The sequence below is a fragment of the Escherichia sp. WS1118 genome (assembly GCF_046487695.1).
GTDB lineage: Bacteria > Pseudomonadota > Gammaproteobacteria > Enterobacterales > Enterobacteriaceae > Escherichia > Escherichia coli.
The window spans coordinates 16,680-37,500 of the sequence record NZ_JBJQIZ010000020.1 but is presented as its reverse complement, the minus strand read 5'-3'; the positions used below and the strand labels follow the sequence as shown (position 1 = coordinate 37,500).

Annotated in this window: 21 protein-coding genes and 1 pseudogene; 15 read left to right on the top strand and 7 right to left on the bottom strand. The window is 49.5% G+C overall.

Features of this window, described 5'->3' with window-relative positions; translation table 11 throughout:
- The first annotated feature begins 4 nt into the window (after positions 1-4).
- The 4 genes from typA (at position 5) to ACJHYO_RS22375 (ending at position 5,110) form a co-directional block, all read left to right on the top strand.
- Positions 5-1,828 carry a ribosome-dependent GTPase TypA gene (gene typA, locus ACJHYO_RS22390; RefSeq protein ID WP_000570668.1) on the top strand — a complete coding sequence of 608 codons (1,824 nt, stop codon included), beginning with the start codon at positions 5-7 and terminating at the stop codon, positions 1,826-1,828.
- Positions 1,829-2,044: 216 nt separating this feature from the next.
- A complete protein-coding gene (locus ACJHYO_RS22385; protein ID WP_000829801.1) occupies positions 2,045-2,755 on the top strand; it encodes a GntR family transcriptional regulator in 711 nt (236 codons plus the stop codon).
- Between the two features lie 7 nt (positions 2,756-2,762).
- Positions 2,763-3,743, top strand: a complete 981-nt coding sequence (locus ACJHYO_RS22380; RefSeq protein ID WP_085455619.1) for a sugar phosphate isomerase/epimerase family protein — start codon at positions 2,763-2,765, stop codon at positions 3,741-3,743.
- Positions 3,744-3,844: 101 nt separating this feature from the next.
- The gene (locus ACJHYO_RS22375; RefSeq protein ID WP_001357068.1) at positions 3,845-5,110 is read left to right on the top strand and encodes an MFS transporter; all 1,266 of its coding nucleotides are present in this window, start codon (positions 3,845-3,847) and stop codon (positions 5,108-5,110) included.
- 59 nt (positions 5,111-5,169) lie between these two features.
- Here ACJHYO_RS22375 and ACJHYO_RS22370 read toward each other — a convergent pair whose 3' ends face one another.
- On the bottom strand, positions 5,170-5,958 hold the full coding sequence (locus tag ACJHYO_RS22370; protein WP_000022287.1) for a DeoR/GlpR family DNA-binding transcription regulator: 789 nt from the start codon (positions 5,956-5,958) through the stop codon (positions 5,170-5,172).
- Between the two features lie 39 nt (positions 5,959-5,997).
- The gene (locus tag ACJHYO_RS22365; RefSeq protein WP_000196715.1) at positions 5,998-6,894 is read right to left on the bottom strand and encodes a sugar kinase; all 897 of its coding nucleotides are present in this window, start codon (positions 6,892-6,894) and stop codon (positions 5,998-6,000) included.
- A gap of 172 nt (positions 6,895-7,066) precedes the next feature.
- Here ACJHYO_RS22365 and yihU point away from each other — a divergent pair, with 172 nt between their 5' ends.
- The 10 genes and pseudogenes from yihU (at position 7,067) to fabY (ending at position 16,754) form a co-directional block, all read left to right on the top strand.
- Positions 7,067-7,945, top strand: a complete 879-nt coding sequence (gene yihU, locus ACJHYO_RS22360; RefSeq protein WP_001468132.1) for a sulfolactaldehyde 3-reductase — start codon at positions 7,067-7,069, stop codon at positions 7,943-7,945.
- Between the two features lie 24 nt (positions 7,946-7,969).
- A complete protein-coding gene (locus tag ACJHYO_RS22355; RefSeq protein ID WP_000094544.1) occupies positions 7,970-8,857 on the top strand; it encodes an aldolase in 888 nt (295 codons plus the stop codon).
- A 32-nt stretch (positions 8,858-8,889) separates the two neighbouring features.
- Entirely contained in the window at positions 8,890-9,900 is a 1,011-nt protein-coding gene (locus ACJHYO_RS22350) for a zinc-dependent alcohol dehydrogenase (RefSeq protein WP_000357981.1), read from the top strand.
- A gap of 69 nt (positions 9,901-9,969) precedes the next feature.
- Complete coding sequence (locus tag ACJHYO_RS22345) at positions 9,970-11,403, top strand: MFS transporter (protein ID WP_000078433.1); 1,434 nt, start codon at positions 9,970-9,972, stop codon at positions 11,401-11,403.
- A 98-nt stretch (positions 11,404-11,501) separates the two neighbouring features.
- Positions 11,502-12,851, top strand: a complete 1,350-nt coding sequence (locus ACJHYO_RS22340; RefSeq protein ID WP_001291199.1) for an MFS transporter — start codon at positions 11,502-11,504, stop codon at positions 12,849-12,851.
- On the top strand, positions 12,841-13,728 hold the full coding sequence (locus tag ACJHYO_RS22335) for an aldose 1-epimerase (RefSeq protein ID WP_001298595.1): 888 nt from the start codon (positions 12,841-12,843) through the stop codon (positions 13,726-13,728). Before ACJHYO_RS22340 ends, ACJHYO_RS22335 begins: the two co-directional genes overlap by 11 nt.
- A gap of 140 nt (positions 13,729-13,868) precedes the next feature.
- Positions 13,869-14,468 carry a glucose-1-phosphatase gene (gene yihX, locus ACJHYO_RS22330; protein WP_085455620.1) on the top strand — a complete coding sequence of 200 codons (600 nt, stop codon included), beginning with the start codon at positions 13,869-13,871 and terminating at the stop codon, positions 14,466-14,468.
- The gene (locus tag ACJHYO_RS22325; RefSeq protein WP_000920762.1) at positions 14,462-15,334 is read left to right on the top strand and encodes a virulence factor BrkB family protein; all 873 of its coding nucleotides are present in this window, start codon (positions 14,462-14,464) and stop codon (positions 15,332-15,334) included. The genes yihX and ACJHYO_RS22325 overlap by 7 nt, the downstream gene beginning before the upstream one ends.
- Positions 15,331-15,768, top strand: a complete 438-nt coding sequence (gene dtd / locus ACJHYO_RS22320) for a D-aminoacyl-tRNA deacylase (protein WP_000560983.1) — start codon at positions 15,331-15,333, stop codon at positions 15,766-15,768. The genes ACJHYO_RS22325 and dtd overlap by 4 nt, the downstream gene beginning before the upstream one ends.
- Positions 15,769-15,812: 44 nt before the next feature.
- Positions 15,813-16,754, top strand: a pseudogene (fabY, locus tag ACJHYO_RS22315) (fatty acid biosynthesis protein FabY).
- A gap of 10 nt (positions 16,755-16,764) precedes the next feature.
- On the opposite strand, the gene ACJHYO_RS22310 reads toward fabY, so the two are convergent.
- Both ACJHYO_RS22310 and ACJHYO_RS22305 read right to left on the bottom strand, forming a co-directional pair.
- Positions 16,765-17,220 (bottom strand): type II toxin-antitoxin system HigA family antitoxin, encoded by a 456-nt coding sequence (locus ACJHYO_RS22310; RefSeq protein ID WP_001534936.1) that lies wholly within the window; start codon positions 17,218-17,220, stop codon positions 16,765-16,767.
- The gene (locus tag ACJHYO_RS22305; RefSeq protein ID WP_000558156.1) at positions 17,165-17,527 is read right to left on the bottom strand and encodes a type II toxin-antitoxin system HigB family toxin; all 363 of its coding nucleotides are present in this window, start codon (positions 17,525-17,527) and stop codon (positions 17,165-17,167) included. Before ACJHYO_RS22305 ends, ACJHYO_RS22310 begins: the two co-directional genes overlap by 56 nt.
- 398 nt (positions 17,528-17,925) lie before the next feature.
- Between ACJHYO_RS22305 and ACJHYO_RS22300 the strand changes: the two genes are divergently transcribed.
- Positions 17,926-18,144 carry a CopG family transcriptional regulator gene (locus ACJHYO_RS22300; RefSeq protein ID WP_001468130.1) on the top strand — a complete coding sequence of 73 codons (219 nt, stop codon included), beginning with the start codon at positions 17,926-17,928 and terminating at the stop codon, positions 18,142-18,144.
- 215 nt (positions 18,145-18,359) lie between these two features.
- Here the strand turns inward: ACJHYO_RS22300 and fdhE are convergent, their stop codons facing one another.
- Genes fdhE through fdoH form a run of 3 tightly spaced genes read right to left on the bottom strand, consistent with a single transcriptional unit; the run spans position 18,360 to position 20,820 of the window.
- Positions 18,360-19,289 carry a formate dehydrogenase accessory protein FdhE gene (gene fdhE, locus ACJHYO_RS22295; RefSeq protein WP_000027720.1) on the bottom strand — a complete coding sequence of 310 codons (930 nt, stop codon included), beginning with the start codon at positions 19,287-19,289 and terminating at the stop codon, positions 18,360-18,362.
- Complete coding sequence (fdoI, locus tag ACJHYO_RS22290; protein ID WP_000829013.1) at positions 19,286-19,921, bottom strand: formate dehydrogenase cytochrome b556 subunit; 636 nt, start codon at positions 19,919-19,921, stop codon at positions 19,286-19,288. Before fdoI ends, fdhE begins: the two co-directional genes overlap by 4 nt.
- Positions 19,918-20,820, bottom strand: coding sequence for a formate dehydrogenase O subunit beta (gene fdoH / locus ACJHYO_RS22285; RefSeq protein ID WP_000331377.1), 903 nt, complete (start codon positions 20,818-20,820; stop codon positions 19,918-19,920). Before fdoH ends, fdoI begins: the two co-directional genes overlap by 4 nt.
- Position 20,821 lies beyond the last annotated feature (1 nt).

The window sequence follows — 20,821 nt, the reverse complement described above, 5'->3', positions numbered from 1 at the left end:
AGTTGTGATCGAAAAATTGCGTAATATCGCCATCATCGCGCACGTAGACCATGGTAAAACCACCCTGGTAGACAAGCTGCTCCAACAATCCGGTACGTTCGACTCTCGTGCCGAAACCCAAGAGCGCGTGATGGACTCCAACGATTTGGAGAAAGAGCGTGGGATTACCATCCTCGCGAAAAACACCGCTATCAAATGGAATGATTACCGTATCAACATCGTTGATACCCCGGGGCACGCCGACTTCGGTGGTGAAGTTGAACGTGTAATGTCCATGGTAGACTCAGTGCTGCTGGTGGTTGACGCATTTGACGGCCCGATGCCGCAAACGCGCTTCGTAACCAAAAAAGCGTTTGCTTACGGCCTGAAGCCGATTGTTGTTATCAACAAAGTTGACCGCCCTGGCGCGCGTCCTGATTGGGTTGTGGATCAGGTATTCGATCTGTTCGTTAACCTCGACGCGACCGACGAGCAGCTGGACTTCCCGATCGTTTACGCTTCTGCGCTGAACGGTATCGCGGGTCTGGACCACGAAGATATGGCGGAAGACATGACCCCGCTGTACCAGGCGATTGTTGACCACGTTCCTGCGCCGGACGTTGACCTTGACGGTCCGTTCCAGATGCAGATTTCTCAGCTCGATTACAACAGCTATGTTGGCGTTATCGGCATTGGCCGCATCAAGCGCGGTAAAGTGAAGCCGAACCAGCAGGTTACTATCATCGATAGCGAAGGTAAAACCCGCAACGCGAAAGTCGGTAAAGTGCTGGGCCACCTCGGTCTGGAACGTATCGAAACCGATCTGGCGGAAGCTGGCGATATCGTGGCGATCACGGGTCTTGGCGAACTGAACATTTCTGACACCGTTTGCGACACGCAAAACGTTGAAGCGCTGCCGGCACTCTCCGTTGATGAGCCGACCGTTTCTATGTTCTTCTGCGTTAACACCTCGCCGTTCTGCGGTAAAGAAGGTAAGTTCGTAACGTCTCGTCAGATCCTGGATCGTCTGAACAAAGAACTGGTACACAACGTTGCGCTGCGCGTAGAAGAAACCGAAGACGCCGATGCGTTCCGCGTTTCTGGTCGTGGCGAACTGCACCTGTCTGTTCTGATCGAAAACATGCGTCGTGAAGGTTTCGAACTGGCGGTATCCCGTCCGAAGGTTATCTTCCGTGAAATCGACGGTCGTAAACAAGAGCCGTATGAAAACGTGACGCTGGACGTTGAAGAACAGCATCAGGGTTCTGTAATGCAGGCGCTGGGCGAACGTAAAGGCGACCTGAAAAACATGAATCCAGACGGTAAAGGCCGCGTACGTCTCGACTACGTGATCCCAAGCCGTGGTCTGATTGGCTTCCGTTCTGAGTTCATGACCATGACTTCCGGTACTGGTCTGCTGTACTCCACCTTCAGCCACTACGACGACGTACGTCCGGGTGAAGTGGGTCAGCGTCAGAACGGCGTACTGATCTCTAACGGTCAGGGTAAAGCGGTCGCGTTCGCGCTGTTCGGTCTGCAGGATCGCGGTAAGCTGTTCCTCGGTCACGGTGCTGAAGTTTACGAAGGTCAGATTATCGGTATTCATAGCCGCTCTAACGACCTGACTGTAAACTGCCTGACCGGTAAGAAACTGACCAACATGCGTGCTTCCGGTACTGACGAAGCCGTTGTTCTGGTTCCGCCTATCCGCATGACTCTGGAACAAGCTCTGGAGTTCATCGATGATGACGAACTGGTAGAAGTGACTCCGACCTCTATTCGTATTCGTAAACGTCACCTGACGGAAAACGATCGTCGTCGCGCTAACCGCGCACCGAAAGACGATTAATTTCGTTTTTTAGTCATAAAAAACCTGCCAGCGATGGCAGGTTTTTTTTTGCCTGTCGTGAGCGCACACCAATGCGAGTATCTCCCTTATAAGTCTGTGATTACGTCAATAGAGAGCTTTGTCACAATTATCTGCAAAGTCATACGCCGTTAATTGCTTTCTTTTTTGGCGTAAGCGTAAGATGCCTCATCTGGTTTAAACCAAAAGGATTAAACAATGGCGGAGAATCAATCCACCGTAGAAAATGCAAAAGAGAAACTGGATCGGTGGTTGAAAGATGGCATCACCACGCCGGGTGGAAAACTCCCTTCAGAAAGAGAGCTGGGAGAACTGCTGGGCATTAAACGTATGACGCTGCGCCAGGCGTTGTTGAACCTCGAGGCAGAATCCAAAATCTTCCGTAAGGATCGTAAAGGGTGGTTCGTGACCCAGCCGCGATTTAATTACAGTCCAGAGCTGTCGGCGAGCTTTCAGCGGGCTGCAATTGAGCAAGGGCGGGAGCCTTCCTGGGGGTTTACCGAGAAAAGCCGTACCAGAGATATTCCCGAGACGCTCGTGCCACTGATTACAGTGACACCATCAACTGAACTCTATCGCATCACCGGCTGGGGAGCGCTGGAAGGACATAAAGTTTTCTATCACGAAACATATATTAATCCTGAAGTTGCCCCGGGTTTTATTGAACAACTTGAAAACCACTCATTTTCTGCAGTCTGGGAAAAGTGCTACCAAAAAGAGACGGTAGTAAAAAAATTGATTTTCAAACCCGTCAGAATGCCGGGCGATATCAGCAAGTATCTTGGCGGTTCTGCGGGTATGCCAGCGATCTTAATTGAAAAGCATCGCGCCGACCAGCAGGGCAATATTGTCCAGATAGATATTGAATATTGGCGATTTGAGGCCGTAGACCTCATCATTAATCTGTAGGTGTTTTATGGTGACAATAAATAACGCAAGAAAGATTCTACAACGTGTCGACACTCTTCCTCTTTATTTACATGCTTATGCCTTTCATTTAAATATGCGACTGGAAAGAGTGTTGCCTGCTGATTTACTTGATATCGCAAGTGAAAATAATCTACGTGGCGTCAAAATCCATGTTCTGGATGGAGAGCGTTTTTCTCTTGGTAATATGGACGATAAAGAACTCTCTGCCTTTGGGGATAAAGCCCGCCGTCTGAACCTTGATATTCATATTGAAACCAGCGCCTCAGATAAAAAATCTATTGACGAAGCCGTCGCCATCGCGTTGAAAACTGGGGCATCCTCCGTACGTTTTTATCCGCGTTATGAAGGTAATTTGCGTGACGTATTATCGATTATCGCTAACGACATTACCTATGTACGAGAAACGTATCAGGACAGCGGCCTGACTTTTACGATCGAGCAGCATGAAGATTTAAAAAGTCATGAGCTGGTGTCGCTGGTCAAAGAAAGTGAGATGGAGTCTCTTTCCTTACTGTTTGATTTTGCGAACATGATCAATGCAAATGAGCATCCCATCGACGCTTTAAAAACGATGGCACCGCATATTACTCAGGTCCATATCAAAGATGCTTTGATTGTTAAAGAACAGGGTGGCCTGGGACATAAAGCCTGTATTTCAGGTCAGGGGGATATGCCCTTCAAAGCGTTATTAACGCACCTTATCTGCCTGGGTGATGATGAGCCGCAGGTGACGGCATATGGCCTGGAAGAAGAGGTTGATTATTATGCACCGGCGTTCCGCTTTGAAGACGAAGATGATAATCCGTGGATCCCTTATCGCCAGATGAGTGAAACACCATTGCCAGAAAATCATTTACTGGATGCGCGGTTACGTAAAGAAAAAGAAGATGCAATTAATCAGATAAATCATGTGCGTAACGTACTACAACAAATCAAACAAGAGGCAAACCATCTTCTGAACAACTAATAAGTTTTAACTCATACGCAGTTAATAAAACCATTCCATATGAATGGTCGGTATCTTATTGCCTTTAAAACAGTGATTTTAAAAATCGCTTAGGGAATGTTATGCTCACGAAAAAGAAATGGGCGTTATTTAGCCTATTAACACTGTGTGGCGGTACAATTTATAAATTACCGTCGCTGAAAGATGCGTTTTATATCCCGATGCAGGAATATTTCCATTTGACCAATGGTCAAATTGGTAATGCTATGTCGGTAAACTCATTTGTCACCACAGTGGGCTTTTTTCTGTCTATTTATTTTGCCGATAAACTACCGCGCAGATACACCATGTCATTCTCACTCATTGCGACAGGATTACTGGGTGTTTATTTGACGACAATGCCGGGGTATTGGGGCATCCTCTTTGTCTGGGCGCTATTTGGCGTTACTTGCGACATGATGAACTGGCCGGTCTTGCTCAAGTCGGTAAGTCGATTGGGCAATAGCGAACAACAAGGTCGGTTGTTTGGCTTCTTCGAAACAGGGCGTGGTATTGTCGATACCGTGGTGGCATTTTCTGCGTTGGCAGTATTTACCTGGTTTGGCAGTGGCTTATTGGGTTTTAAAGCAGGCATCTGGTTCTATTCCCTTATTGTGATTGCCGTAGGCATTATTATTTTCTTTGTCCTGAATGACAAAGAAGAGGCATCGTCCGTTGAGGTGAAAAAAGAAGACGGAGCATCGCAAAACACCAGTATGACCTCGGTGCTGAGAGACAAAACCATCTGGCTTATCGCTTTCAACGTCTTCTTCGTTTACGCGGTTTACTGTGGCCTAACATTCTTCATTCCATTCCTGAAAAACATCTATCTATTGCCCGTTGCTCTGGTGGGGGCTTACGGCATCATTAACCAATACTGTCTGAAAATGATTGGAGGACCGATTGGTGGCATGATTTCAGATAAGATCCTGAAATCGCCGAGTAAATATCTATGCTACACCTTTATCATCAGTACCGCTGCGCTCGTACTGTTGATTATGCTGCCGCACGAAAGTATGCCGGTCTATTTAGGGATGGCATGTACGCTGGGCTTTGGCGCTATAGTCTTCACACAGCGAGCCGTATTTTTTGCACCTATCGGCGAAGCAAAAATTGCTGAAAATAAAACAGGCGCGGCGATGGCGTTGGGTAGCTTTATTGGTTACGCCCCGGCGATGTTCTGCTTCAGTCTGTATGGCTACATTCTGGATTTAAATCCGGGGATTATTGGCTACAAAATCGTGTTTGGCATTATGGCCTGCTTCGCATTCTGTGGTGCGGTGGTTTCCGTAATGCTGGTTAAGCGTATTAGCCAACGTAAGAAAGAGATGTTGGCGGCTGAAGCTTAATTAGTGGCCGGATGTGCTTAATCCGGCCAACGAAAACCGTATCAACCGAAGTTTCAATTTCAGGATACTTCTTGCTCGGCAACCACCAGTTCAACATTCTCTTCACTTAACAACTGGCAGAAAGAATTGGGAGGCGGGGCATCAGTAAAAAAAGCCCTGACATTCCGTGCATTGCCAATTGAAACGGCAGCAGACGCGGTAAACTTCGTATGATCGGCCACTAACAATGTATTCCGCGCATGTTTAATCATCGTTCTCGCGACTAACGCTTCATTGACATCAAATTCCAGTAGGGTGCCGTCATGTTCAATGGCACCTATACTGGTGATTAAATAATCTGCGCGGAAGCCTTCAATAAAATCCACGGCTCCTGGGCCGATAATCCCACCGTTATGAGCGCGTAAAGTGCCTCCCGGCACCATCACTTCAATATCCTGATTCTTATAAAGAATCTGTGCCACACGCAGGCTATTAGTGATAATGCGTAAATCACGCCGGTTGAGTAATGCCCTGGCAACGGCTTCTACGGTTGTACCGATGGTGATAAAGACGGTACAGCGTTCGGGAAGGTAATCGGCGACTGCCTCAGCGATCGCCCGTTTCTCGGCGGTGAGCGAAAGTTCCCGTTGCTCAAAAGCGGTATTCATGACGCTGGAGACGCGCCCGGCCCCTCCATGATGACGGGTGATCAAGCCCTGCTCACTGAGTTTTCGGATATCCCGGCGCACGGTTTGCGTTGAAACATCCAGCAGTTGTGCCAGTTCTTCAATATTCATATAACCGCGTTCTGCGATTAGATGAACGAGTTGGTCATGGCGTGGATTACCTGTCACTTCGATGATACTCATGAATACTCCCTTGCCCCTCCTCGGTAGATGTTTACCATTTTACGCATAAAGTGACAAAAATGATTCGGTTTGCTCACGATTAGGAATGCCGGCCCGACCGCCAGGCTGGGTACATTTCATCGCGGCAACCGCACTGGCAAAACGAATAGCCTCTTTTGTTGGCATTTTTTCTGCCAACGCTACCGCGAGTGCGCCGTGAAAAACATCGCCTGCTCCAGTGGTATCAACCACATTGACAGAAAATGCCTCCTGTTGACACAAATGACCATCTTCAATCCACAACGATCCTTCAGAACCCAGCGTAACATACACTTTACCTGCTGTTTGTGTCGTTGCCTGGAACAAACCTTCTTCAGGTGACTGCAGGCCAGTCATGCGTTTCAGCCCTGGTGTTGAGAACACGGCGTGATCGGCAAGCGCGACAAGTGGAGAAATATCCTGCGGTGTCATATCGGCGTCTAAAAGCGTTGTCACACCCGCAAGGCGCGCTAGCGAGAATGCTTTTTCAGTACCGCTATGCCAGCGAACATCGGCCAGAATCAGATCATAACGAGAGAAATCGATCGCTTCTAACCATTCGGCATCAGTACCGAGATCAGGACTTGGATAATTAACGATAATCCGTTCGCCATGCTGATCAACGAGGATCGCTGATTGCGACGAACGGGCGTTAGGATATCGGCGGCAAAATGCGGTATTGACGCCCCAACCCTCAAGTTCTGCAAGTAAGGTATTTCCACAACTGTCATCGCCGACGCGACCGATGAAATCAACCTCCACGCCAAGCTTTGCGATTGCAACAGCGGCTGTTGCTGCCGGGCCGCCACCAATCTCAAGATAATGATTTGCCTGATATTTCCCGCCACCCTCCGGCAGAGTGGGCAAAGAATAAATTCTGTCCTGAACTGTGATACCCACGCATGCAATTCTGGTCATATTTGTCTTGTCCTGTTTAATTTTGTCGTCTTTGGTCAATTTAAATGACACAAATGATCAAATTAGTGATGCGTGTCGTGTTTTTGAACATAAATTACAAATATGCTCAAAAACAGACGAAAACGAATTTTCAATTGTCATTATTTTGTCAATGTCAGACAGGAGAGTATTCATGGCAACCATTGCATTTCTCGGGCTGGGGCAGATGGGTAGCCCAATGGCTAACAATCTATTGCAAAAAGGGCATTCATTACAGGTATTTGATGTCAATACACAGGCCGTCGATGCGCTAGTTACGCAGGGGGCCACTGCGGCACAAACCCCAGCGGAAGCGGCAGCAAGCGCTGAATTTATCATCACTATGCTTCCCAATGGGGACATTGTTCGACAGGTGCTGTTGGGGGAAAAAGGCGTCTGTGAAACTGTTTCATCTGACGCGTTAGTGATTGATATGTCGACTATTCATCCCTTACAGACCGATGCATTAATACGGGAATTACAAGAAAAAGGCATCAATATGATGGACGCCCCCGTGGGCAGAACGTCAGTGAATGCGATTGATGGCACATTGCTGATTTTAGCGGGCGGCACTGATGAGCAGATTGCGCGTGCACGCCCGATTCTCATGTGCATGGGTAATGAGCTGGTCGAGGCTGGTGGCCCAGGAATGGGGATCCGCGTGAAGCTAATTAACAACTATATGAGCATTGCGCTTAATGCGCTGTCCTCCGAAGCCGCTGTGTTATGTGAGTCACTGGGATTAAATCTTGATGTCGCAATTAAGGTGATGAGTGGTACGGCAGCAGGGAAAGGACATTTTACGACCACCTGGCCTGGCAAAGTGCTGAAAGGTGATCTTTCTCCCGCCTTCATGGTGGACCTGGCATTGAAAGATCTGCGTATTGCAGTTGACGTCGCTCGGGAAACGGGGGCGCCGCTCAATATGGGGATTGCAGCAGAAAGTTATTACGCCGCAGCAAGTCAAGACGGCAAAGGGCGGCAGGACTGGAGCGCCCTGCTAAATCAGGTTCGCCAGCAGGCTGGTCTTTAATTTTATCTATTAACAGGAGTTTCTATGTCATCCCACTTCACCCCATTTACGCTGAAAGATATCTCCCGCCCAGGTGGTGGATTCGCCATGTTAGCTGTCGATCAGCGTGAGGCCATGCGCCTGATGTTTGCGGCAGCAGGGCAGCCAAAACCCATCGCCGACAGTGTACTCACCGATTTTAAAGTTGCCGCGACCCGAATCCTTTCTCCTTATGCTTCTGCCGTTCTGGCGGATAAACAATTTTGTCTTGAACAAATAGTCGAGCAGGGCGCTGTGGCTAATTCTTGCGGCCTGATTGTCGCTGCCGATCTTTTTATCCCAGGTAATGGCATCCCGGTTGATAGCGTTGAAATAGATATGTCCGTCGACCCGCATAAAGCCCGTGAAATGGGGGCTAAGGCAATGAAATTACTTGTACTCTGGCGTGAAGATGAACCCGCAGAGGAACGTCTGGCAATGGTTGATAAATTTGTTCGTCGCTGCCGTAGTGCCGGGCTGGTTAGCATTATTGAACCTGTGGTGCGTCCACCTCGTCGCGGTTGGGACTTTGATCGTGAAAGCGCCATTGTTGCCGCCGCCGCAGAGCTTGGTGGAACAGAGGCTGATCTTTACAAAGCCGAGATGCCATTAGGGGGCAAAGGCGATGAAAAAACCTTACTTGCTGCCTGTCAGCAACTTAACGATCAGATGAAGATGCCGTGGGTAATTCTTTCTTCTGGCGTTGATGCCGATATTTTTGGCCGTGCAGTAAGTATTGCCATGAAAGGTGGTGCGTCGGGCTTCCTGGCTGGACGAGCGGTTTGGGCGTCGGTTGTTGGTGCACAAGATCCACAAACCATGCTGCGCGATGTCTCCGTTCCACGCTTGCAACGGCTGGCTGAAATTGTCGATGAAGGTATCGCGCAACGCTAATCCCCTATGGATATCGATTCTGGAGAATAACAATGGATAAAATTACCCAGGTTTTATTTTCAGATATTGGGAAAGTCACCACTCAATATGTTGAAGTACCACACCAGCAACTTAAACCGCACGAAGTACGGATTGCGCCCGTGTTCTACGGGATATGCGGTTCGGATCTGCATGTTCTGAAAGGCGGTCATCCGTTTGCCAAACCGCCTGTCGTCCCCGGTCATGAAATTGCAGCGCGCGTTACGGAAGTGGGCAGCGACGTTAAAAATGTACAGCCGGGCGATCATGTTGTGGTCGATCCCATCATGGCTTGCATGGAATGCCGAGCCTGCAAAGCAGGACGTTTTAATCTTTGTGAACCACCGCAGGTTGCTGGTTTTCGCGCACCGGGCTTTGCTCGCTCACAACACATTGTTCCTGCGCGTAATTGCCATGTCGCACCAGCCTCTTTACCGCTAAAAGTGTTGGCCTTTGCCGAACCGGCGGCTTGTGCTCGTCACTGCGTTAACCGAATGCCGAAAGCTTCTCTGGAAAGCGTACTGGTGATTGGTGCCGGAACGATAGGCTTATCCATCGTGCAGGCACTGCGCATTATGGGGGCAGGTAAGATTACCGTGATTGAACCTGACGCTGCCAAACGCGCGCTGGCGTTAAAACTGGGCGCAGCAGAAGTTTGGGCACCAGGTGAGCTGGCCGCAGATGTGCGATTTACGGGGGCGATTGATGTCGTTGCAGCGCAGGCCACGCTTAACGATGCATGTACCCGTGTATATGCCGGAGGCACCGTCGTGTGCATGGGCGTACCAAGTGGGCCGCGTGAAATACCATTACCGATGATGCAACGTTTCGAGCGTGACTTGCTCAACTCTGGCATGTACATCCCTGAAGATTTCGATGCTGTTATCGAATGGCTGGCGGATGGGCGGTTTGATACCAGTGAACTGGTTACCGATTTATTTGCCATTGAGGATGCAGCGGCGGCATTCGAACGCGCGCAGCAAAATGACTCCATAAAGGTCATGCTGCAATTTGCGCCGGAATGATTTTCTAAATCTCTGTCTGGCGCTGCGTCACGTCAGCGCCACCCTACAACAATTAAAAAGGACACTGCGATGAGTCAAATCACCAGTCCTGCAACTTATTCAATTAGTCGGCCACAGGACGTAATTGATATTGTTAATAAGAACTCTGCAATCAACACCAGTATCGGCGTTATTTTTATTGCTTTGGGCGGCATATTGATTGATGCCTACCAGGCGGCGATGGTGGGGTTTGGTAATAAATACATTGCCGCTCAATTCGGCATTTCGCCGGGTCTTGCTGCAACCGTCAATGCATCAGTATTAATCGCCGCGTTAATTGGCGGTTTATTAGCGAACCGAGTAATAAACCGCTTTGGGCAAAAGCGGGCATTTATTATTGGCATGGGGCTGTGCACCATCGGTGCTGCAGCGGTAGCTATTGCTCCCAGTATCTGGTGGGTGCTGGTGTGCCGCGTCATCATGGGCTTTGGTTTAGGCATCGACTTCCCTTTGGCAACCAATGCCGTGGCAGAGCTTCGTGGTTCAACGTCGAAGAAAACCGGAACGTCGGTCAACCTCTGGCAAATGGCCTGGTATGTTTCGACAACCGTTGTTTATTTGGTGCTTTTGCCGCTGCTTCTGTCGGGTATCGCTGAAGAACAATTGTGGCGTTACGGAATATTCATCGGAGCTATTTTTGCAGTCATCTTCATGATTTTGCGTTACTTCTTTATTGGTGAATCCGCAATGTGGGCCGCACGCGTCGGGCGTTACCAGGAAGCGTGCGACATTCTGGGAAAACGTTATGGTGTTCAGGCTCGCGTTGCGGCATCGGGTACAACAGAAGCGAAATTCTCGGAAAAAGCAGAGAATAAATATAGTGGTGGATATGGCATCTTATTTAATGATCGTTACCGCAAACGCACCATTCTTGGCTGTGTCGTGGCAACCATGCAGGCGTGGCAATATAACGCCGTAGGTGTTTATCTTCCTCTTACGTTGGCGGGAATAATAAGTGGCGGGCTTACTGGCGCGTTGACCGGTTCTGCCGTCGTGAATGCCCTTTGTGGGGTGACAGGCGGGATGATCGGCTCGTTTATTCTCCAACGACTGGGTACTCGCCGACAGTCGATGTATGGATTTGCTGTTGTGACCTTAGCATTGCTGTCGTTAGGCGCACTGGCAACGACTAATCCCTGGCTGTCTTTAGGGTTATTGGGATCAATTATTTTCTTCCATTCAGCGGGTCCTGGTGGGCTGGGCATGACCATTGCCACACTCTCTTATCCTCCCGCTATTCGCCCTACTGGGGTCGGATTTGCCCGCGCTATTATGCGCACAGGGGCAATTGCAGGACTCATTTTCTGGCCGATGCTGTGGGGTGCGTTGAAAACCGAAGCGTTTTACTGGTTGGCAATCGTGCCATTCCTGGGATTCCTGACCTGTGTATTGATTAATTGGGAACCACTGGGTGCAAATGTTGATGCTGAGGACGCAGAGGTTCTGGCTGAATTGAAGAAATAATTTAATGCGCATCGGTTTAAGCCGATGCGCATTAATTCAAACTGCCCACGTTTAGTGGTTCGTATCCCAGATTTCTCGCCTACCAGGAGAGGAAAATTATGTCTGAAAAGTTACCCGCACCGCGTGAAGGGCTTTCCGGTAAAGCCATGAGACGTGTCGTTATGGGCAGTTTCGCAGGCGCGTTAATGGAATGGTATGACTTCTTTATTTTTGGCACGGCAGCAGGACTGGTATTTGCACCGCTGTTTTATCCAGACAGCGATCCTTTTATAGGTCTTATAGCTTCCTTTGCGACCTTTGGTGTTGGTTTTCTGACTCGTCCTTTAGGTGGCATCGTCTTTGGTCATTTTGGCGATAAAATCGGGCGAAAAATAACACTTATCTGGACGCTGGCTATTGTCGGTTGCTCCACATTTTTGATTGGTTTTATTCCGACGTATCAGGAAATTGGCATTTGGGCACCGCTTGTATTAATGGTGCTGCGTTTGATTCAGGGCTTTGGTCTTGGTGGCGAGTACGGCGGAGCGGCATTGATGACCATAGAATCAGCGCCCGAATCCCGACGCGGATTTTTAGGTTCACTCCCGCAAACGGCTGCGTCTGTGGGTATTATGCTGGCAACCGGTATTTTTGCTCTCTGTAACCATTTTCTTACTTCGGAGCAGTTTCTCTCCTGGGGATGGCGCATTCCGTTTTGGCTTTCTGCGGTGATGTTGATCGTTGGGCTGTTTATCCGCCTGCATACCGAAGAAACGCTGGATTTTCAAAAGCAAAAAACGACGAATAATAAAGAAAAGTCCGTTCCTCCGTTGATTGAATTATTCAAAAAACATCCACGAAATATTTTATTGGCACTGGGTGCGAGGCTGGCGGAAAGTGTCTCCTCTAATATTATTAACGCCTTTGGTATTGTCTATATTTCCAGCCAATTAGCATTGTCGCGAGATATTCCCCTGACGGGTATGTTGATTGCCTCGGCGATCGGTATTTTCAGTTGTCCATTGGTTGGATGGTTATCAGATCGTATAGGTCAAAAAAGTCTGTATTTGTCGGGAGCAGGATTTTGTGTCCTGTTCGCGTTTCCTTTCTTCTTATTACTGGATAGCAAAAGTACGCTCATCATCTGGTGCAGTATGATCCTTGGCTACAACTTAGGTCCGACGATGATGTTTGCCGTGCAGCCAACACTTTTCACCCGCATGTTCGGTACCAAAGTACGATATACCGGCCTTTCTTTTGCTTATCAATTTTCCGCGATTCTTGGCGGACTAAGCCCCCTTATCGCCTCAAGTTTGCTGGCGCTAGGGGGAGGAAAACCGTGGTATGTCGCTCTGTTTTTATTTGCTGTCTCAGTTCTTTCCTTTGTTTGCGTCTGGCTGATTGAGCCAACCGATGAACAAGAAACCGCTTCTTACCGCTACATCAGGGAACAATCTCATGAAAACTGAACGAAAAAACGAGCATTACCTGGCGCTACAACAGGCGTTTGACGCGCCATGGCCTGGGCCTGTAGGAGAGTTAGTGACGCTGGAAAAAGGCAATATTCACCTGCAGATTTATCCGCATGATGGTGCCAGGATAACCTCGTTAAAGGCATTTGGTTCTGAAGTATTACGCCAATGGCAGCCGCAGCGCAGAGCTTTTCAGTATGGCTGTTTCCCAATGGTGCCGTGGGCAGGGCGACTGGGGAATGCGACGCTGAATGCTGGTGGGCAATGTTATTCTTTACCCGCCAATAAACCACCACATGCGTTGCATGGTATGGCTTGTTACTCAACGTGGGAAATCATCGACAAAACAGCAGATTCCCTGACTTTACGTATGCCCCTGGCTTCACCGTGGCCCTGGCAAGGGGAAGTGATTCAGACTTTTTTGCTGGAGAACGATGCGCTGGTTTTGCAACTGGAAGTCCATTCATATGCCGATACATTCCCGGCCTCCGCAGGCTGGCATCCGTGGTTTGCGAAAAAGCTGACTCCGCAAAATACAGAATCGTTGCAGGTGCTTTTTGATGCGGACTGGCAAGAAGAAGCGGGTAGTGATGAACTGCCAACTGGAAATCGTATCTCTCCTCAAGTCGGTCCCTGGGATGACTGTTTTGGTTTTTATGACGGGGTGAAGGTTAAGTTACTGTGGCCTGGTAAACTCGCGATGACCATGACCTCTTCTGCAAACAGTCTGGTGGTATTTGATAAACAGCCCGATGCCACCTGTATTAACCCGCTGACTCAGGCACCTAACGCAATAAATCTAACGCCGGAATTTGTGACACCAGATAAGCCGCTGGTCATCGAAACTCGTTGGCAATTTACACCTGAATCTTAACCATTCATCTATTGCGAAAAAGCCAGTGAAATTACTCTGCTTTTTCGCAATCAGCATCACAAGATTACCCTTATTGCCACATAGCCAAACCCATCCTTTCCCGCTACAGTTAATTTCTTGTGGCGCGAAAGGAGGCAAAAATGCTCTATATCTTTGATTTAGGTAATGTGATTGTCGATATCGACTTTAACCGTGTGCTGGAAGCCTGGAGCGATTTAACGCGTGTTCCACTGGCTACGCTTAAGAAGAGTTTCCACATGGGCGAGGCGTTTCATCAGCATGAGCGTGGGGAAATTAGCGACGAAGCGTTTGCAGAGGCACTGTGTCATGAGATGGCCCTGCCGCTAAGCTATGAGCAGTTCTCCCACGGTTGGCAGGCGGTATTTGTTGCGCTACGACCGGAAGTGATCGCCATCATGCATAAACTGCGTGAGCAGGGGCATCGCGTGGTGGTGCTTTCCAATACTAACCGCCTGCATACTACCTTCTGGCCGGAGGAATATCCGGAAATCCGTGATGCTGCTGACCATATCTATCTGTCGCAAGACTTGGGTATGCGCAAACCTGAAGCACGAATTTATCAGCATGTTTTGCAGGCAGAAGGTTTTTCACCCAGCGATACGGTCTTTTTCGACGATAACGCCGATAATATAGAAGGAGCTAATCGGCTAGGCATTACTAGTATTCTGGTGAAAGATAAAACCACCATCCCGGACTATTTCGCGAAGGTGTTATGCTAAAAACCATTCAGGACAAAGCCAGGCATCGTACCCGTCCACTATGGGCCTGGCTAAAACTACTCTGGCAACGCATTGATGAGGACAACATGACAACCCTGGCAGGTAACCTTGCCTATGTGTCGTTGCTCTCATTAGTGCCGCTGGTTGCCGTTGTTTTTGCGCTTTTCGCCGCTTTTCCCATGTTTTCCGACGTCAGCATTCAGTTGCGTCACTTTATTTTTGCCAACTTTCTGCCTGCTACTGGCGATGTTATCCAGCGATATATCGAACAGTTTGTCGCCAATTCCAACAAAATGACCGCCGTCGGGGCGTGCGGGCTGATCGTCACGGCGTTATTGTTGATGTACTCCATCGATAGCGCGTTGAATACCATCTGGCGCAGTAAACGAGCGCGACCCAAAATTTACTCGTTTGCCGTGTACTGGATGATTTTAACGCTGGGGCCGCTGTTGGCAGGGGCCAGTCTGGCGATCAGCTCCTATCTGCTGTCTCTGCGCTGGGCGAGCGATCTCAATACTGTCATCGACAACGTGCTGCGTATTTTTCCGCTGCTGTTGTCGTGGATCTCTTTCTGGCTGCTGTACAGCATCGTTCCTACCATCCGTGTACCTAACCGCGACGCGATTGTCGGCGCGTTTGTCGCCGCGCTCCTGTTCGAAGCAGGAAAGAAAGGTTTCGCGCTTTATATCACCATGTTCCCATCATATCAGCTCATTTACGGTGTGCTGGCGGTGATCCCCATTCTCTTTGTTTGGGTCTACTGGACATGGTGTATCGTCTTGCTTGGCGCGGAAATTACTGTCACTCTCGGGGAATACCGCAAATTAAAACAAGCTGCTGAACAAGAAGAAGACGACGAACCATGATTGCATTAATTCAACGCGTAACCCGTGCCAGCGTCACCGTGGAGGGAGAAGTGACGGGTGAAATTGGCGCGGGACTTTTGGTGTTATTGGGTGTCGAAAAGGATGACGACGAACAGAAAGCAAACCGTCTGTGCGAGCGTGTGCTCGGCTACCGCATCTTTAGCGATGCCGAAGGCAAGATGAATCTCAACGTGCAACAGGCGGGCGGCAGTGTACTGGTGGTTTCCCAGTTTACCCTTGCCGCAGATACCGAACGGGGGATGCGCCCAAGTTTCTCCAAAGGCGCATCACCGGATCGCGCAGAGGCGTTATATGACTATTTCGTCGAACGCTGCCGTCAGCAAGAGATGAACACGCAAACAGGACGCTTCGCTGCGGATATGCAGGTATCGCTGGTCAATGATGGCCCCGTGACATTCTGGTTGCAGGTATGAGCCAGCTTCCAGGGTTGTCACGGGAAACAAGAGAGAGTATCGCTATGTATCACCTTCGGGTTCCACAAACAGAAGAAGAATTAGAGCGTTACTAACAGTTTCGCTGGGAAATGTTGCGTAAGCCCCTGCATCAACCAAAAGGTTCGGAACGCGACGCGTGGGATGCGATGGCGCATCACCAGATGGTCGTCGACGAGCAGGGTAATCTGGTAGCGGTAGGCCGACTGTATATTAATGCCGACAATGAAGCGTCCATTCGCTTTATGGCCGTTCATCCCGACGTGCAGGACAAAGGGTTAGGCACGCTGATGGCGATGACCCTGGAGTCGGTGGCACGTCAGGAAGGCGTTAAGCGCGTGACCTGTAGCGCCCGTGAAGACGCGGTGGAGTTTTTCGCCAAGCTGGGGTTTGTTAATCAGGGAGAAATCACCACGCCAACCACCACGCCTATTCGCCATTTTTTGATGATAAAACCTGTTGCCACTCTGGATGATATTCTTCATCGCGGCGACTGGTGCGCCCAGCTCCAGCAAGCGTGGTATGAACACATCCCGCTGAGTGAAAAAATGGGTGTGCGCATTCAGCAATATACCGGGCAAAAATTTATCACCACCATGCCGGAAACAGGCAATCAGAATCCGCATCACACGCTGTTTGCCGGGAGTTTATTCTCGCTGGCAACGCTCACTGGTTGGGGGCTTATCTGGCTGATGCTGCGCGAACGCCACCTCGGCGGAACGATTATTCTGGCGGATGCGCATATCCGCTATAGCAAACCGATTAGCGGAAAACCCCATGCGGTAGCCGACCTTGGTGCCTTAAGTGGCGATCTCGACCGTCTGGCGCGCGGACGAAAAGCGCGGGTACAAATGCAGGTCGAAATCTTTGGCGACGAGACGCCGGGTGCAGTGTTTGAAGGCACGTATATCGTTCTGCCCGCGAAGCCATTTGGCCCGTATGAAGAGGGCGGGAACGAAGAAGAGTAGGGTGGAGATTTTACTTATCAATAAACGCTTCAGCCGGGAGATTAAAACGCTCGCTTAACGCCTTGATATGGCGAACGGTGAGCGCCCGGCGACCATTAAGAATATTACTCACATTAGATTTAGAGCCAAGTTCTTGTGCCAAATCAGCCGCTTTAAGCCCATGTTGATCCATAAGGATCCGTAACAGACTTACACCGCACGGGGTCGATGCTAATCTCTGATTAAAATGCTGAAATTCTGGAGCGTTATTTTCATATTCGCGGATCCGCACGCAGAGTAATTCAAATAAAGGGTTTTCCAGATCGTCACGATCGACTAAAAATTCGATCAGTTTCAGCGCATTATGGTATTCCTCTTGATCCGCTTTAGGGCCACATAAAGGGATGTCTTTCACTGCGTGGGTGAAGGTCTTAACCAGCATTCCAAAATTGGCCGAGTCTTCTGCTGGGGTGTGATGGGTTCTCATTTTTATGGCTCCGGTGCCAGGTTGTGAATCTGTCGTATTCATTGTAGATAACAGTATGTTTGATAAAACATTTTTGGAGCCTGAAATCAATATATGCGATAAGCCGTAAATGATTACCTGCAATATTAATAACCCACCATTTATCTCTGTATTTAAAATTATCCAGTGAGGGAATATATCTCTTCATCTCACCCGGATCGCTAAACTCTGTTTTCTCAAGAAGATTTAATAAATCAATAAGTGCACCTTCGTAAGGTGGAAAGCGTTTTATCGCCTCGTTAAAAGGTTTGTGGCTGATGACATGCATGGTGTAATTCCATTACGAGTTTTCAACCTGAAAACACTGTAAGGCAGGCCTGTGATATTTTCAAGTTGAAAACAATTTTTATCTGGATCCGGAGTTACCTACCTGCTCTCCAGGCCACATCCCGTAGCGCCGTACGCGCTGCCTCGCTGAAAAAATCCGTGGTGATAAACTCTGCAATTCCTTTTTCCAGTGCCATTGGAGAACTCATTTTGCTGTACGAATGCAAAGCCTTATACGCCCGTTTTTGCTGGATGGAAACAGGGAAATTTACGGGCGTGAAAAATCCGGAAAGCGTCTCGCAAAAACAAAACAATATGAAAGAATCCGCTTTCGTTAATTAACTTTCCGGCGTAATTTTCGCACATACATTAATGAGTAATATATGTAAGGTGGTGGTAATGGTGATGAATACGGTTTTTCTTCATTTATCAGAAGAGGCAATTAAACGGCTGAATAAACTCAGGGGATGGCGTAAGGTTTCGCGCTCTGCAATTTTACGCGAAGCGGTAGAGCAATATCTGGAGCGGCAGCAATTTCCGGTGCGTAAGGCAAAAGGCGGCAGGCAAAGGGACGAGGCAGTTGGTGTTGAAGAACTATGTAAGCAGCATAAGGAATGACAAAAGTTTTTTTATTCATGAATATAAAAAACCAGATGCCCTTATTCTGGTATTAATACAAGGCTGTTTTACTTGAACTTATAATAACTGCAACTGTTACATCATATCTGGAAAACGCCTCGCGAAATACGAGAGATTTTGCGGGAATAGCAGGTGTCGTCACACCCTATGAGCTGTAATCCGGGCGACCAGCGCCACCCGGAAAACGTCAGAGATTACTCCCCTTCACCCGGAAACAGGAACGGGTTAATGGAACTACGGGCATAGCCTTCTTGCTCCATTCGCGCGTCCAGTACCAGAGAGGCGAGGTCATCTGCCACGGCTTCAACTTTCGGTTCTTTTTCCTGATAAAGAATCTTCAGGTAAGTGCCGCAGTCATCGCAGCTTTCGGCTTTAATCGCGGCCTGTTCGTCATCCAGCGACCAGTAATGCAGTTTGCCGCTTTGTTCACAGTTGCTGCATTTTACGCGCACTACGTGCCATTCAGTTTCACACAGGTTGCAGTGCAGGTAACGCAGACCCTGAGTGGTGCCAATTTGCACCATGCTGGACACCGGCATAGAGCCACATACCGGGCAATATTGACGTTGTTCGCCGTATTCAGCGCGGGCTTTGCCGGGGATCAGATTAGCCATCTGCGCCCAGTAGAGCGACAGCGCAGCCCAGATAAACGGCGCTTTATCGCTGCTGACGGACGAGAAATCAGAGGCAAACAGTGCGCTGGCCATATCTTCCAGCTCCTGAGTCGATGCCTTCTCCAGATTCTCAATCACTGCCAGCGCCGGGCCGCTCATTTCAGGTTTCAGCTCAGCAATCAGCGCCATCAGCAGCTTTTGCCAGTGCTTATCACGCGGCAGAACGTGAATATCCAGCGGGGGCTTGCCTTGTGCGCTGGCTTCTTTAATGCGCGTGGTCAGATCCATCTCCAGCGGATGGTCGTACAGCACCACTTCCTGGGCGTGGGCGATAAGCGCAGCAAAGCGCAGGTAATCACCCAGCGGATTATTTTCTGCCAGCTCGCGCAGACGCTCGGCGCGGCGGTTGTATAAATTCTTGAGCCGAGGGAACAATAACGGCGGAATCATATCCGCCGTACGTTTCTCGCTCGAACCCAGCTCATCTTGCGGGATTATGCGAATACTCATTCAGCTTTCTTTTCCGTTGTCTTGCGGACCTCACGGTACCAGCGCGGGTGATGTTTCTTTGCCCATGCGCTGGTCACCCATCCTTCCACCATGGCGGTAATCGTGCCTTTCACCCAAAGGGCGGCGTAGATATGCACCATGATAACCACAATTAACGCCACTGCGGCAAATGAATGCAGCATTAACGCGAATCGGATCACCGGGATTGAGAAAGCAGGCGCAAAATAAGGACGCCAGATAATCACGCCGCTCACCAGCAACAGGACCAGGAAAATAATCGCCGCCCAGAAAACGCATTTCTGACCGAAGTTATAACGCCCGGTGTCACCTACTTCCTCGTTGACGACGATCTTACGAATATTCTTCGCCCAAAAGATATCATCCCGATTGATTAGGTTGTGATGCCAGTAACGGAAAAACATGATGATGAACGAGGCAAACATAACCACGCCGACAAACGGGTGCAGAATGCGCGCCAGCTGCGGTGTGCCCATGATTTGCATCAACCAGTTGAAGGACGGGAACAAAAAGCCCAGCCCGCTCACCGCCGCCAGGATGAAGCAGAAGGCGGTGATCCAGTGGTTGATACGTTCCGGCGCGGTGTAGCGCACGATGGTGTCACGTCGTTTCATTTGCGCTCCTCGTCTTTCTCTTCGTGCAGATTATTCTCTTCCTCATCCGCACGGTTCGGACCGACACCCACGTAGTGGAAGATACTGGCTGCGAAGGTAGCCGCAAAGCCAACAGCTGCGAGCGGTTTCCAGATGCCTTTCCAGAATTTCACGGTTTCGCTGATTTCCGGGTTCTCCGGCAAGCCATGATACAGATTTGGCTTGTCAGCATGGTGCAGCACGTACATAACATGTGTACCACCGACGCCTGCCGGGTCGTACAAACCCGCATTGTCGTAACCACGGGTTTTCAGCTCCGCCACGCGCTCGCTCGCCAGCGTTTTCATCGACTCTTTCGTACCGAAGTGAATCGCGCCCGTTGGGCAGGTCTTCACGCAGGCCGGTTCTTGCCCAACCACCACGCGGTCAACGCACAGCGTACATTTGTAGACGCGGTTGTCTTCCGGGTTGAGGCGCGGAATGTCGAACGGACAGCCCGCAATGCAATAACCGCAGCCGATGCACTGCTCGGACTGGAAGTCGACGATACCGTTGGCATACTGAATAATTGCCCCTTCCGCCGGGCACGCTTTCAGGCAGCCTGGATCGGAACAGTGCATACAGCCGTCTTTGCGGATCAGCCATTCCAGTTTGTCGTTCTGCTCCACTTCCGAGAATCGCATCACCGTCCACGATTTGGCACTTAAATCATTGGGGTTGTCGTACACCCCAATGTTATTGCCGACGGTATCGCGAATGTCGTTCCACTCTGAACACGCCACCTGACAGGCTTTACAGCCGATACAGGTGGTAACGTCGATGAGTTTTGCCACTTCTTCCTGGAAGTCCCGCGCCTGAGGCGCGGGGGTCAGACCGTTAGTCGCGGAACGACGAATGATATCTTGCGATTGATAAGCCATA

What these genes read in the sequence shown, in the direction of transcription:
- ACJHYO_RS22385 (WP_000829801.1), top strand. Translation starts at nt 2,045, where the DNA reads ATGGCGGAGAATCAATCCACCGTAGAAAATGCAAAAGAGAAACTGGAT.
- ACJHYO_RS22380 (WP_085455619.1), top strand. Translation starts at nt 2,763, where the DNA reads ATGGTGACAATAAATAACGCAAGAAAGATTCTACAACGTGTCGACACT.
- ACJHYO_RS22375 (WP_001357068.1), top strand. Translation starts at nt 3,845, where the DNA reads ATGCTCACGAAAAAGAAATGGGCGTTATTTAGCCTATTAACACTGTGT.
- ACJHYO_RS22370 (WP_000022287.1), bottom strand. Translation starts at nt 5,958, where the DNA reads ATGAGTATCATCGAAGTGACAGGTAATCCACGCCATGACCAACTCGTT.
- ACJHYO_RS22365 (WP_000196715.1), bottom strand. Translation starts at nt 6,894, where the DNA reads ATGACCAGAATTGCATGCGTGGGTATCACAGTTCAGGACAGAATTTAT.
- yihU (WP_001468132.1), top strand. Translation starts at nt 7,067, where the DNA reads ATGGCAACCATTGCATTTCTCGGGCTGGGGCAGATGGGTAGCCCAATG.
- ACJHYO_RS22355 (WP_000094544.1), top strand. Translation starts at nt 7,970, where the DNA reads ATGTCATCCCACTTCACCCCATTTACGCTGAAAGATATCTCCCGCCCA.
- ACJHYO_RS22350 (WP_000357981.1), top strand. Translation starts at nt 8,890, where the DNA reads ATGGATAAAATTACCCAGGTTTTATTTTCAGATATTGGGAAAGTCACC.
- ACJHYO_RS22345 (WP_000078433.1), top strand. Translation starts at nt 9,970, where the DNA reads ATGAGTCAAATCACCAGTCCTGCAACTTATTCAATTAGTCGGCCACAG.
- ACJHYO_RS22340 (WP_001291199.1), top strand. Translation starts at nt 11,502, where the DNA reads ATGTCTGAAAAGTTACCCGCACCGCGTGAAGGGCTTTCCGGTAAAGCC.
- ACJHYO_RS22335 (WP_001298595.1), top strand. Translation starts at nt 12,841, where the DNA reads ATGAAAACTGAACGAAAAAACGAGCATTACCTGGCGCTACAACAGGCG.
- yihX (WP_085455620.1), top strand. Translation starts at nt 13,869, where the DNA reads ATGCTCTATATCTTTGATTTAGGTAATGTGATTGTCGATATCGACTTT.
- ACJHYO_RS22325 (WP_000920762.1), top strand. Translation starts at nt 14,462, where the DNA reads ATGCTAAAAACCATTCAGGACAAAGCCAGGCATCGTACCCGTCCACTA.
- dtd (WP_000560983.1), top strand. Translation starts at nt 15,331, where the DNA reads ATGATTGCATTAATTCAACGCGTAACCCGTGCCAGCGTCACCGTGGAG.
- ACJHYO_RS22310 (WP_001534936.1), bottom strand. Translation starts at nt 17,220, where the DNA reads ATGAGAACCCATCACACCCCAGCAGAAGACTCGGCCAATTTTGGAATG.
- ACJHYO_RS22305 (WP_000558156.1), bottom strand. Translation starts at nt 17,527, where the DNA reads ATGCATGTCATCAGCCACAAACCTTTTAACGAGGCGATAAAACGCTTT.
- ACJHYO_RS22300 (WP_001468130.1), top strand. Translation starts at nt 17,926, where the DNA reads ATGGTGATGAATACGGTTTTTCTTCATTTATCAGAAGAGGCAATTAAA.
- fdhE (WP_000027720.1), bottom strand. Translation starts at nt 19,289, where the DNA reads ATGAGTATTCGCATAATCCCGCAAGATGAGCTGGGTTCGAGCGAGAAA.
- fdoI (WP_000829013.1), bottom strand. Translation starts at nt 19,921, where the DNA reads ATGAAACGACGTGACACCATCGTGCGCTACACCGCGCCGGAACGTATC.
- fdoH (WP_000331377.1), bottom strand. Translation starts at nt 20,820, where the DNA reads ATGGCTTATCAATCGCAAGATATCATTCGTCGTTCCGCGACTAACGGT.